This is a genomic window from Pseudomonas laurentiana, assembly GCF_014648275.1.
In the GTDB taxonomy this organism is placed as follows: domain Bacteria; phylum Pseudomonadota; class Gammaproteobacteria; order Pseudomonadales; family Pseudomonadaceae; genus Aquipseudomonas; species Aquipseudomonas laurentiana.
Window position 1 is genome coordinate 19,812 of the sequence record NZ_BMQU01000030.1, and the last position, 12,849, is coordinate 32,660.

The window sequence follows — 12,849 nt, forward strand, 5'->3', positions numbered from 1 at the left end:
GGCACATGCTCAGTGGTTTCAGGAGCGCACCTGATCATCCAGCTTCATGGTCAACGCCAGGTTGCTGCCCAGGCCAATAGCCTGATCGCGCCAGAACAGGTAGCGCAAGGTGTCGTTCGACAGGCTGAAATGGATGGCCAACTCCTCAGCGGCCTGTACCACCTTGGCTACCGCGGCCAGTTCCAGCCAGTACAGTGCGGCCTTGGTGTCGACTTCGACTTGTTGACCATGCAACAGCCGATAACCGACTTCAAAACGGCAACGTGCATCACCACGCTGGGCGCCGCGCATGAACCATTGATAGGCCCGCTGTGGATCGACCTGCCAGTCCTGCACATGGGTATCGCAGACCTCTTCTTCGTACAGATCGCCGAGTGCCGCTGCCGCGAGGTCTAAACCGCGCTCGAAGGCATGTTGGTAATACTCGGCTGCACAGGCGTAGCTCACCATCACACCTTTGCCGAAGTAGTGTTGCTGGGCCAGGTTGAACCATGCCGTCGCATTGCCCTGCAAGGCGGCCATGCGCAACAGGTGACCGGCCAACGTTGGGTCAGCTCTCCAGTACTTGCCATTGAGCCAGATCCAGCCGAGGTCATTGAGTGCCGAAATGCTGCCTTCCAGTGCCTGGCTGCGCAGGTCGGTATACACCGCCTGCAGGTCGGCGGCCTCATCCAGGCAGTTGATCAGGCTGAAACTGTCACCCAGCGCTGCCCGCTGGCTGGGCATGCCAACCCCGGCGTAGAGGCGCAGCAAGTGGCCGGGGCGTCCGGGGGCCGGCGTAATGCGCGGGGGCAACAGGCGCGCTAGCAAGGGATAGATATTGCTGATAGCAGACATGTTCATCCTCATTGGACCACCCGCAGTACCGATAGCGGGGGTGATGGGATGTGATTCTGCGTAAGGCAACGACAAAACCTGTCGCGAACAATCATCATGAAGCGATTCAACAGCTCTTCCTTGATCTGGTTGAATGAATGGCCAATTGCCATATCCGTTGGCGGGCGCCATGCTAGTGTGCAAGCCTAGACAAGGACGCCACCTTTTGCCTTCTGCTACTACCCGCGCCACACTCAGCCGCCAATGGGAACTTTTGCGTCAACTACCCAGCCGTCCCCCAGGTACCACTAGTGCAGAGCTGGTCGCTCGATTGCAGGACGCAGGCTTCTCCATCAGCAAGCGCAGCATCGAGCGCGACCTCAACGAACTGTCGCTGATCTTCCCGCTGGAGCGCAACGACAAGAGTATTCCCTATGGATGGCACTGGGCAGCAAATGCCTGTGTCGAGCTGCGTGGCTTGAGCATCAGCGAAGCCTTGAGCCTGGCATTGGTCGAAGAAGCGGTACGGCCTCTGCTACCGGGAAGCATGCTCAAGGTGCTTGATGCGCGATTCAGCCATGCTCGGCAAAAGCTTGAGCACCTCTCCGGTGCGAACAAGGCTGCGCGCTGGCTCGACAAGGTCGCCAGTGTTCGCCCTGACATGAACATGCAGGCGCCCGAGGTGCCCGACAGTATTCTGGAAACGGTGCAGAAGGGATTACTGGAGGAGTATCAGTTGAAGTGCCAGTACTACTCGGCACACAACGACAAACTCAGCGAGATGACACTCAACCCGCTGGCGCTGATTCAGCGTGGTCAGGTCAGTTACCTGATTGCCAGGGCTGACCCCTACAGCGATATTCGCCAGTTTGCGGTTCATCGCTTTCGTAAGGTCAGCATCCTCAGCAGTGCCACTGAGGGTCTGGAGGATTTCGACCTGCAGGTGTATCTACGCAGCGATGCCCTGCAATTCGGGCAGACGGACAAGATCGAACTGCATGCCTGGGTGAGCGATGGTTTGGCGCGCCTGGTACGTGAAACGCCCTTGTCGGCGGACATGAGCCTGACGCCGTTGGAGCGAGGACATCGCTTGCGGGCTACGGTCAGCAATAGCTGGCAGTTGCGCTGGTGGCTGTTGAGTCAGGGTGATGGCTTGATCGTTGAACAGCCCACCACCCTGCGCCAGCAAATTGCTGAAACCCTGGGCAAGGCCGCTGCCCAGTATCAAACGGTGTGAATCAGCGCTGCATGCCCCAGCGCTTGATGGTGATCCGTTCCAGGCTATTGAACACCAGGCTCTCCACCAGCAACCCGATCAGGATGACCACCGCCAGGCCGGCGAATACTTTGTCTGTGTATAGCTCGTTGCGGTTCTGAAAGATGTACCAACCCAGTCCCCCCTTGCCGCTGGTTGCGCCAAAGACCAGCTCGGCCGCAATCAGGGTGCGCCAGGCAAAAGCCCAGCCAATTCTCAGCCCTGAAAGAATCGATGGCAGCGCGGCTGGAATCAGGATATGCAGAACCAGGCGCAGGCCGCGCAGGCCATAGTTACGCCCAGCCATACGCAGGGTTTCCGATACGCCGAGAAAGCCGGCATAGGTGTTCAGCGCCAGAGCCCAGAGCACCGAATGCACAAGCACGAAAATCAGGCTGTTGTCGCCCAGGCCAAACCAGAGCAGCGACAAAGGCAGCAAGGCAATGGCGGGCAAGGGATTGAACATTGAGGTCAAGGTACTGAGCAGATCGCGACCGAACTGTGTCGAAACTGCCAGGCTGGTCAGGCCGAAGGCCAGAATAATGCCCAGCAGGTAGCCCTTGAGCAATACAACCAGCGAAACGCCGACTTTGGTTGGCAGCTCTCCGCTGAGCAGGCCGTCCAACAAGGCCCGAGAGGTTTGGACAAAGCTGGGCAGGAGCAGGTCGTTAGCCTGATAGCGGGCAACAGTTTCCCAGACCAGGGCCAGCAACAAGAGGATCAAGCCTTTGCGCAAGCTGCTGTGTTGCCAGAGTCGCTGGACCATTGGAAGCTCACGCTCCAAGGGCACGCTGAGCAGCGGCTCCAGCGTGATTTCATATTCCTGACGTACGCTGGAAGGGGTGGTCATGGTGGTGTGCTCCAGGTCAGTAGGCGATGCGAACATCGGTGAAATCAAGATCAAATACTTGATTTTGCGCTTGCTCTTCATCAAACAGGAGCCGATGGATGCGCCGTGCCGAGGCCTGGAACTCACTGCCGCCCAAGCTATGCAGCCCATACTGGTGGCTGTGTATTTCGGCACGTACTCGTCCTGGATGTGGCGACAGCAGCAGAATGCGGTTGCCCACCACTAATGCTTCTTCGATTGAGTGGGTGACGAACAGCAGCGTGAAACGCACCTCCTCCCAGAGCAGCAACAGCTCTTCCTGCATCTTGCGCCGGGTCAGTGCGTCGAGTGCTGCGAAAGGTTCGTCCATCAGCAGGATCTTTGGCTGCATTGCTAGGGCGCGTGCGATGGCCACCCGCGCTTTCATGCCGCCGGACAGGGTGTGTGGGTAGGCGTCGGCAAAGGCTGCCAGGCCAACCTTTTCCAGATAGTGCAGCGCACGCTGCTCGGCCTCTTGACGCGGCAACGTGCCAGAAACCTGCAACGGGAACATGACGTTCTGTTTGACGGTTTTCCAGGGTGGAAGCTGGTCGAACTCTTGAAACACCACAATACGGTCGGGACCAGGCCCCTTTATGGCCTGATCCTGCAGGCGAATCGTCCCTTCCTGAGGCTCGATGAAACCGGCCACCGCCTTGAGCAGGGTCGATTTACCGCAGCCCGAGGGGCCCAGCAGGACAAAGCGGTCGGCCTTGCCCACTTCAAAGCTGACGTGGTGAGTGGCGCGCACCACGCGTTGCGCGGTGCGGTACTCAAGGCTGACGTTATCGACATGCAGCAACGGCGACGTGGCGACAGCCTGCAGATTGCTGACCGTGTGGCCTTGCAAATGAGCGTTCATCGGGTTCAGCTCCCTTGCAGTGGCTTCTCATCTTGGAAGAAATAGTCTTTCCAGGATTCGGGTTTATGCTTGATGGCGCCGACGCGATAGAGGAATTCGGCCAGCGGATAGGTGTTCTTCGGCGTGACGCTGAACTCGTATTGAGGGTTGTCGATAATCTTGAGCAGGGCTTCGCGGTCGATTTTTGCCTTGGTCACCCGAATGTAGGTGTCGGCGGCTGCAGCCTTGTCGTTTTGGGCGAAGTCTGCGGCTTCGGCCAGTGCGTCAACGAAAGCCTTGTAGGTCTTGGGGTTGTCCTTGCGGAACTTTTCAGTAGCAAACAGCACGGTCGGCGAGTTTGGGCCTAGCAGGTCGTAGGTATTGAGCACCACATGCACGTTCGGGTTGGCCAACACCTGATCCTGGAACGGCGGGTTGGAGAAGTGCGCGTTCAACTCGGTGCCCCCGGCCAGCAGGGCTGCAGTGGCATCAGGGTGAGGGACCGCCAGAGTGAATTTGTCCAGGCGGGCGTACTCCTTGTCACCCCATTGCTTGGCTGCCGCGTATTGCAGGAAGCGCGATTGCACCGAAACGCCCACGGCAGGCAGGGCGATACGGTCCTTTTCGCTGAGGTCGGCAATCGTCTTCACATTCGGATTACTGCTGACCAGGTAATAGGGGAAGTTGCCCAGAGAGGCGACGGCCTTGACGTTCTGCCGCCCCTGGGTGCGGTCCCAGATGGTCAGCAGCGGGCCAACACCGGCCCCTGCGATATCCACCGAGCCGGACAGCAGTGCGTCGTTGATGGCTGCACCGCCAGAAAGTTGGGTCCAATCAACCTTGATGTCGACTCCCTGTGCCTTGCCGTGTTTTTCGATCAACTGTTGATCGCGTACCACATTCAGCAGCAGGTAGACGATACCGAATTGTTCAGCGATGCGGATTTCACCTTCGGCCTGTGCCGCTGTCGGTGCCACCAGGCTGCCGGCAATCAGACTAAGACCCAGGCCAATGCTTGCCGCGAGGCGGCTGATAGCGTTACTCATGCTGTGCTCCTTGATCGGTCTTAGAAGGGCGCGTCGCCCTGAATGGTGGTGCGATGCAGTTTTCGGCGCAGGTGACTCGGGCAGCCGGCTGCCAGATGGATCAGGGAGCGGTTGTCCCAGAACACCAGGTCGTGAGGCTGCCACTGATGGCGGTAGATGTTGTGCTCAAGCACGCTGTGGGCATACAGCTCGGCGAGAATCTGCCGGCTTTCGTCTTCCGGCAGGCCGATGATTCGGGTGGTGAAGCCTTCACTGACAAACAGCGCCTTACGCCCGTTTTCCGGGTGTGTACGGACGATTGGGTGAATCACTTCCTGTACCTGCGCCAGTTGCTCGGCAGTCAGGGTTGGGCGCCAGTTACCTTCGAACTTGGTCTCGCTGTATCGCGCGGTATAGGAGTGCGCTGCGCTACGTCCTTCAACAGCCTTGCGTAAGGCCTCAGGCAGACCGTCCCAGGCTTTGTGCATATCTGCGAACAGGGTGTCGCCGCCTTCACCGGGGAGTTCTTGGGCATACAGCATTGAGCCCAGGCTGGGGAGTTCCTTGTACGACAGGTCTGAGTGCCAGAACTTGCCGGCATCGCCCAAGCCGATGTTTTTCCCATCCTCGACAATGTTGGAGACAATCAGGATTTCCGGGTGCCCGGCCAGCAGGAACTGTTTGAGCACATGGATTTGCAGTACGCCAAAACGGCGACTGAACGCGACGTGCTGCTCGGGGGTGATGTGCTGGTTACGAAAGACCAGTACGTGATGGTCCAGATGGGCCCGGTGAATGCGGGCAAAGTCTTCGCCGTTGATCGCTAGGCTCAGATCAAGGCCGATGATCTCAGCGCCTACTGCACCGGAAAAAGGACGAATTTCGAAGGTTTGCTGTTGTGCGCTGTCGTTTGCTGACAACGCTATTGAGGCCACAGGCATAGTTCACTCCCACGCAGTGCGCGTCCAAGGGTGCGCGCATCGATCAGAAACTCACGGCTGTTCCGTGTTGGTTCGTGTCGTGCGGCGCACCGATTGGTCGGCGTGTACGCAGGGGATTAACTATATGGCTATAAGAAGATTAATTTAAATATCTTTATTGAATAAGCATATTAGGGACAGTGCAGCCCGCTCAACGCTCGCGCAAGGCCTCGGCCCGTGCCCGGATGATTGGCTTGAGCAAGTAGCTCAACACGCTTTTCTTACCGGTAATGATGTCCACCGATGCGACCATGCCGGGGATAATCAGCAACGGTTTCTCGTCAGTGCCCAGGTGGCTGCGATCAGTACGCAGCTTGATCACATAGAACGTGTTGCCGTCTTCATCGGTGATAGTGTCGGCGCCGATCTGCTCCAGTCTGGCTTTCAGCCCGCCATAAATGGTGAAGTCATAGGCAGTGAACTTCACCATGGCGTCCTGACCAGGGTGGAGGAAAGCGATGTCTTGCGGGCGAATCCGTGCTTCTACCAAAAGCGTGTCATCCAGCGGCACGATCTCGACCAGATCGCTTCCCGGCTGAATGACCCCGCCAATGGTGTTTACCAAGAGTTGCTTGACGATGCCGCGCACTGGTGAGGTAACCAGCGTACGGCTGACCCGATCCTCCAGTGCCTTGCCGGTTGCCTGGGCCTTGCTCAGGTCCGTGCGGGCTTCGTTCAGTTGAGTCAGCGCCTCGCTGCGGAATTTGCCACGGGTTTCCTCGATCTTGCGTTCGACTTCCTTGATGGCGGACTCGGCACGCGGGATCGCCAGAGAGGTCGCATCCAGTTGGCCCCGGTTTTCCACCTCGGCCCGCTTGAGGCGCAGAACCTCGACCTGGGAAATTGCGCCCTGGGACACCAACGGCTCGGACATGTTGATTTCCTGACGCAGCAACTGGAGGCTGTTGCGGTACTGCGCCTGCTTGGAGCTGAACTCGCGCAGCTCTTGCTGGCGCTGTACCAGTTGCTCCTGCAGGCCGCCGATCTCGTTTTGCAACTGCTGGCGCCGACTCTGGTACAACGATTCCTCGTTGTTGGCCTGATTAGGCACGGCTTTGCGGATTTCATCGGCGATGTGCAGCGGGCGGTCCTCGACCTCGGCGCTCAGGCGCTCTACGCGCAGGGTCATGGCCAAACGGTCGGCCTCGGTCTCGCCAACGTTGGACACGAACCGGGTATCGTCCAGGCGCAGCAGTGGTGCGCCGGCGTCGACAATCTGGCCTTCGTGTGCATAAATTTCAGCAACGATACCGCCTTCCAGGTTCTGGATTTTTTGAAGTTTGGAGGACGGAATGGCCTTGCCATCGCCCCGGGTGACTTCATCAATGATGGCGAAGTTGGCCCAGAGCACCATGAACAGGAAGAAGCCTATGACCCCCCAGATGGTCAGCCGCACAATGCGCGGTGCATCCTCGATCAGGGCTTTGTTGACCTCAGGCAACGGTTGCCCGTGGAACGACTCCGAGCCTTTGAAGTAGTTACTCAGAACGTCCTTGATGCGACCTGCTCCAGACTTAAGCAACACTGATCTGCCCCTTCTTCAGCGCATCCATTACGGAGGCTTTCGGGCCATCCGCGACTATCTGTCCGCGATCGACCACGATAAGCCTGTCGACCAGTGACAACAGCGACGCACGGTGAGTGACCAGTACAATGGTCTTGTTTTCGATAACGGCTTGCAGGCGCTGCTTGAGACGCTCCTCACCCGTGTTGTCCATGGCGCTGGTCGGTTCGTCCAGCAACAGGATTTGCGGGTTCAACAGCAAGGCTCTGCCCAATGCAACGTTCTGTCGTTGCCCGCCGGACAGGTTCTGACCGCGCTCACCGACCTGGAGCTCATAGCCCTGTGGGTGCAACCTGGCGAACTCATGCACGCCAGATAGCTCGGCGGCTTGCAGGACCATTTCATCCTCAACGTAGCGGGCGCCGCTGACCAGGTTGTCGCGTAATGTGCCGGACAACAACTGGATGTCCTGAGGAACATAGCCAATGTTGTGGCGCAGCTCGCTGACGTCGATCTGGCGAATGTCCACGCCATCGATCAGCAGCGAGCCGGCGTCTGCTTCGTAGAGGCCGACAATCAGCTTGGCCAGCGAACTCTTGCCTGAGCCGCTGCGGCCGATGATGCCGATCTTCTCGCCGGGCTTGATCACCAGGTTGATGCCCTTGAGCGCGACGTTCTGCTGGTTCGGGTAAGTGAAATCCACCCCGCGGAACTCGATGGCCCCTTGCAGTACCTGGCGGCTGAGGGGGCGCTCTTCGAAGTTGCGCTCTTGAGGCAGCTCCATCATCTGGTCGACCGAGACCATGGTGACCTTGGCCTGCTGGTAGCGGGTCAGCAACCCGGCCAGTTGGCTCAGGGGGGCCATGGCGCGGCCATTGAGCATGTAGCAGGCGATCAGGCCGCCCATACTGAGGTGGCCGTCCATGATCTGGTAGACGCCGAAGCAGATCAACGCCACACCGGCCAACTGCTGGATCAGCAGGGTGATGTTCATGGCCAGGCCCGACAACACCTTGACCCGCAGTTCCAGCCGGCTGAGCGTACCAATGGTCTGCTCCCACATGTACTGGCGTTCGCTTTCGGCGTTGTTGACCTTGACCGCATCCAGCCCGGCGAGGGTTTCAATCAGGCTGGACTGGCGCTCGGAGCCCAGTGCCATGGTGCGCTCCAGAGTGGCGACCAGTGGCTTTTGCAGCGCATGACCGATGCCCAAGGCCAGCGGGAAGGCAACGATGGGAATCCAGACCAGGTGACCACCGATGATGGCGATCACCAGGAGGATCAACAGCGTGAACGGCAGGTCGATCAGGCTGGTCAGGGTCAGTGACGCGAGAAAGTCGCGCAGGCCCTGAAACTCGTGGATGTTCTGGGCGAAGCTACCGACCCGTGCCGGGCGGTACTTCATCGCCATGCCGACAATACGCTCGAACAGCGTGGCAGAGATGATCAGGTCAGTCTTTTTTCCGGCCAGGTCCAGGCACAGGCTACGAAGCCCCTTGAGGATCAGGTCGAATAAGTAGGCCCCGGTAATGCCGATGGCCAGCACCCACAGGGTAGAGGTGGCCTGGTTGGGTACTACGCGGTCATAGACGTTCATCACGAACAGTGGGGCGGCCATGGCGATCAGGTTGATGACCAGGCTGGCGGCGATGGCGTCGGCGTACAGCCAGCGCGAGCGCTTGAGGGTGTCACGGAACCACGAGCGTGCCCTGGGGATCAGGTTGCCATGATTGACATCGAATTTATGTTGCGGCTGGGCAAAGAATACCCGGCCACTGTAATCGGCCAGCAGCGCTTCGCGGCTGACATGCACCTCACCGCCATCGCTCTCGCTGAGCAACAGGCGTGCAGTATTTTCGTTTTCCCAACCGAGCAGGACCGTGCTGCGGCCATCCTTGAGCAGCAACATCGCCGGCATGGCGATGTTGGGGATTTGCTCCAGCTTGCGTTGCAGCAAGCGGCCCTGCAAGCCGGCGCGAGCTGCGGCGCGAGGCAGCAGCTCCGGGCTCAACCGCTGCGAAGGCAGCGGCAAGCCTGTGGTGAGCATCGCCCGACTGGCAGGTTTCTGGTGCAACACACAGAGCGACAGCAGACTGTCCAGCAACGGATCGTCGTGCTGGCTGCGTGGATCATGGGTGAGCTGGACTCGACTGACTTCTGATTCCACGCGGCATTCTCTTAGCTAATTCGGTTGGACATGAGGGCCGGCCTCAGTTCAGGCCGGGCAGGTTTACCTGAGGCTTCATGTCGTTTTGTACAACGGTAGCCATTGGCGCTACAACGCCTTGGCTCTTGAGCAGTTGGCCAATGGTCGCCTTGATTCGATACTGAGTAAACTGCTGACTGTTCTTAACGTCTGCCAGGCGGCGCTGGGCCGTGAACAGTTCGTTCTCACTATCGAGCAAGTCGAGCAGGGTGCGTTCGCCCAGGCTGAATTGCTTCTGGTAGGCCGTGCGAACACTGCTGCTGTAATCAACATACTGCTGGGCAATCGGTACCTGAGCATTGGCGTTGTTCATAGCATTCCATGCCAGGCCCAATTCTTCATTGAGCTGGCGCAAGGCATTGTTACGAATATCCAGTGCTTGGTTGGCCTGATAAGACTTCGATTCCAGATCGGCCTTGTTGCTGCCACCAGCATACAAGTTGAAGCTCATGCGCAGCATGGCCTGCCAGTCATTGTTATGACCGGTGACACCATCAATGTTGTTATCGGCACTGCGGCCCAATTCAGCATCGAATCGCGGGTAGAACGACGATTTTGCGGCGTCGTACTGTTTCTCTGCAGCGGCGATATCGGACTCTGCCGAGCGCAGGATTGGGCTGTTCTCCAGCATTTGCTGGCGTGCTTCATCCAGGCTGGCTGGCAGCATGTCGATGAAGGCAGGCGGTGTGCTGATTTCGTCTGGCATTTGACCGACCACGCTCAGGTAGTTGGTTTGTGCGTCAGCCAGGTTGGTTTGTTCAGTGATCAGGTTATTGCGAGCCTGGGCCAGACGGGCTTCGGCCTGATCCATATCGGCCAGACGGCCAACGCCACGGGAAGTCCGCAGCTTGATTTGATCGAAGATACGTTCGTGGCTGCGCAGGTTGTCTTCAGCCAGGCGCACCATCTCTCGACGGGTCAGCACGTCCAGGTACACCTGGGCCACGTTGAGTGCCGTGCGTTCGGAAGTACCCATCAGGGCATAGGCGCGGGAGTTGACAGTGGCTTGTTGACGACCGACTTCGCTGGACGTGGCGAAACCGTCGAAGACCATTTGTCGAAGACGCACGCTGGCTTCGCCACGGTTGAGAGTTTCCCAATCGTTGCTACGGTTACCAATGCGGGTGCTCGGGCTGTCGGTGCCTTCACGGCCATAGCCTGCCAGCACATCAACACGTGGCAGGTAGCCGCCTTGGGCTGCGCGCAGCTGGTAGTCGGCGGCGGTTCGGCTGTTAACGCCAGCTTGAACTTCCGGGTGGACTTCGATGGCGCGCTGCATAGCTTCCGGCAGGCTTTGCGCTTGAACAAAACTGGCGGCAAGGGTGAAAGGAAGAGCAGTCAAAAGGATCGAACGCATTTACTTTTTCCCAGGGACTTCTTGTCCCAAATCACAGCAAGTGTCCTTGCCGCATTTAATAATGGCAACCGTATTGACCTTACGTCGGAAATCTCCGAGATGCTACTAGGATCGTACGAAGGAAGACTGGTAACCGTTCAAATATCAATGTGACATTACGTAGCCGATTGTTTAGGATGGCGACTAGAAGGTCAATAGTTTGGCATAAAGTAAATAGCCAGGCGATGCAGTCATTATTTTGACGCTTCGGGTGTCAAAATCGCCTCACAGAACATTCCATCTGATTGCGGCAAGTCAGCGTCGCTCGGGCATGGAAGCCAATTTGAACGGGTAGTCCGGAGAGTCTTATGAGCAGTGTTGTTGCCGTTGTCAAAAGCATTGTTGGTCAAGTAATCGCGGTTTCCCCAGAGGGGATTCAACGTGTACTCATCGAAGGCGACCGTTTGTTCGTCGGCGAGCAGGTACTGACCGGCCTGGCCGGTGCCGTAACGCTGGAGCTGGCTGATGGCCGCACGCTCGATCTCGGGCGCGATATGCAGTGGAGTGCTGATGCGCCGGACAGCAGCACTGATCTGGCTGAGGCTACGGCGCAACAAGCCCCGTCGGTTGATGAGCTGCAACAAGCGATCGCGGCCGGTGCTGACCCGACCACCGAACTGGAAGCCACGGCGGCAGGTCCTACTGCGGCTGGCGGTGGTGGCGGTGCAGTCGGTGGTGGCCACAGCTTCGTGATGCTTGACGAGACCGCTGCATCAGTCGATCCAACCATCGGCTTTCCTACCGCAGGCTTGGCCTTCCAGACAGCCACTGTCCAGCAAGAGCAAGGCCCGCTGGTGCTTAATACGGCGGCTGATGCCACCACGCCATTGCGTGCCGCCGATCTGACCCTTACCGCTACCCCGACCATCACTGAAGCTGGCGGCGTGTTGACGTACACGGCGACCCTGACTCAAGCGCCACTGACCGACCTGACCATCACCTTGTCCAATGGCCAGGTGATCGTTATCAGCGCTGGCCAACTGACCGGCAGCGTCAACGTGGAAATTCCGCCGAATGACACGGTGTACATCGACGCGAGTGAAATTTCTGCCACCATCACTGGTACCAGTGGCGGTGGTGGCTTGGTGGTTACTCCAAGCACAACGCCTGCGGTCACCCAGATCACCGACACCATCGACACCACCACCGTGGCGGTAACCGCCAGCCCTGCGAACGAAGGCGATGCGAACGTCACCTTCAACTTCCAGCTGAGCAATCCGCCACAAGGTGCGACGACCCTGACCGTCAACGTCGGTGGTACCGAGTACACCGTGAACGTGGATGCCAGCGGTAAAGGCACCCTGGAGGTTCCGAACACCAACGGTGAAGACGTTTATGCCGATGGCAGCAGCCTCACCGCGACCGTTACGGCGGTCAATGGCGGCAACTACGAAGCGACCGACCTGACCAGTGCCACGGGCACTGCCGAGGTCAAGGACACCCTCGACGCCACCACCGTGGCGGTAACCGCCAACCCTGCGAACGAAGGCGATGCGAACGTCACCTTCAACTTCCAGCTGAGCAACCCGCCACAAGGTGCAACGACCCTGACCGTCAACGTCGGTGGTACCGAGTACACCGTGAACGTGGATGCCAGCGGTAAAGGCACCCTGGAGGTTCCGAACACCAACGGTGAAGACGTTTATGCCGATGGCAGCAGCCTCACCGCGACCGTTACGGCGGTCAATGGCGGCAACTACGAAGCGACCGACCTGACCAGTGCCACGGGCACTGCCGAGGTCAAGGACACCCTCGACGCCACCACCGTGGCGGTCACCGCGGATCCGGCGAAAGAAGGCGATACCAACGTCACCTTCAACTTCCAGCTGAGCAACCCGCCACAGGGCGCGACGAGCCTGACCGTCAATGTTGGCGGTACGGACTACACCGTGAATGTGGATGCCAGTGGTAAAGGTACCCTGGAGGTTCCGAACACCAACGTTGATGACGTCTACAAC

10 protein-coding genes are annotated in these 12,849 nt (G+C 58.7%); 2 read left to right on the top strand and 8 right to left on the bottom strand.

Annotation, left to right across the window (positions count from 1 at the left end):
• Positions 1-18: 18 nt before the first annotated feature.
• Positions 19-837: a tetratricopeptide repeat protein gene (locus IE038_RS21940; protein ID WP_189396276.1), complete on the bottom strand. Its 819-nt coding sequence runs from the start codon at positions 835-837 to the stop codon at positions 19-21.
• 205 nt (positions 838-1,042) lie between these two features.
• Here IE038_RS21940 and IE038_RS21945 point away from each other — a divergent pair, with 205 nt between their 5' ends.
• The gene (locus tag IE038_RS21945) at positions 1,043-2,053 is read left to right on the top strand and encodes a helix-turn-helix transcriptional regulator (protein WP_163939191.1); all 1,011 of its coding nucleotides are present in this window, start codon (positions 1,043-1,045) and stop codon (positions 2,051-2,053) included.
• 1 nt (position 2,054) lies between these two features.
• Here the strand turns inward: IE038_RS21945 and IE038_RS21950 are convergent, their stop codons facing one another.
• The 7 genes from IE038_RS21950 to IE038_RS21980 form a co-directional block, all read right to left on the bottom strand.
• Complete coding sequence (locus IE038_RS21950) at positions 2,055-2,921, bottom strand: ABC transporter permease (protein ID WP_163939189.1); 867 nt, start codon at positions 2,919-2,921, stop codon at positions 2,055-2,057.
• Between the two features lie 16 nt (positions 2,922-2,937).
• Positions 2,938-3,801, bottom strand: a complete 864-nt coding sequence (locus IE038_RS21955) for an ABC transporter ATP-binding protein (RefSeq protein ID WP_163939188.1) — start codon at positions 3,799-3,801, stop codon at positions 2,938-2,940.
• Between the two features lie 5 nt (positions 3,802-3,806).
• Complete coding sequence (locus tag IE038_RS21960) at positions 3,807-4,826, bottom strand: ABC transporter substrate-binding protein (RefSeq protein WP_163939186.1); 1,020 nt, start codon at positions 4,824-4,826, stop codon at positions 3,807-3,809.
• A 20-nt stretch (positions 4,827-4,846) separates the two neighbouring features.
• Positions 4,847-5,746, bottom strand: coding sequence for a TauD/TfdA dioxygenase family protein (locus IE038_RS21965; protein WP_189396277.1), 900 nt, complete (start codon positions 5,744-5,746; stop codon positions 4,847-4,849).
• Positions 5,747-5,936: 190 nt separating this feature from the next.
• Positions 5,937-7,310 (bottom strand): HlyD family type I secretion periplasmic adaptor subunit, encoded by a 1,374-nt coding sequence (locus IE038_RS21970; RefSeq protein ID WP_163939184.1) that lies wholly within the window; start codon positions 7,308-7,310, stop codon positions 5,937-5,939.
• On the bottom strand, positions 7,300-9,456 hold the full coding sequence (locus IE038_RS21975) for a type I secretion system permease/ATPase (protein ID WP_189396278.1): 2,157 nt from the start codon (positions 9,454-9,456) through the stop codon (positions 7,300-7,302). The genes IE038_RS21970 and IE038_RS21975 overlap by 11 nt, the downstream gene beginning before the upstream one ends.
• A gap of 43 nt (positions 9,457-9,499) precedes the next feature.
• Complete coding sequence (locus IE038_RS21980) at positions 9,500-10,852, bottom strand: TolC family outer membrane protein (RefSeq protein ID WP_163939182.1); 1,353 nt, start codon at positions 10,850-10,852, stop codon at positions 9,500-9,502.
• Between the two features lie 347 nt (positions 10,853-11,199).
• Here IE038_RS21980 and IE038_RS21985 point away from each other — a divergent pair.
• A partial coding sequence (locus IE038_RS21985) for a retention module-containing protein (protein ID WP_189396279.1) occupies positions 11,200-12,849 on the top strand: 1,650 nt, incomplete at its 3' end.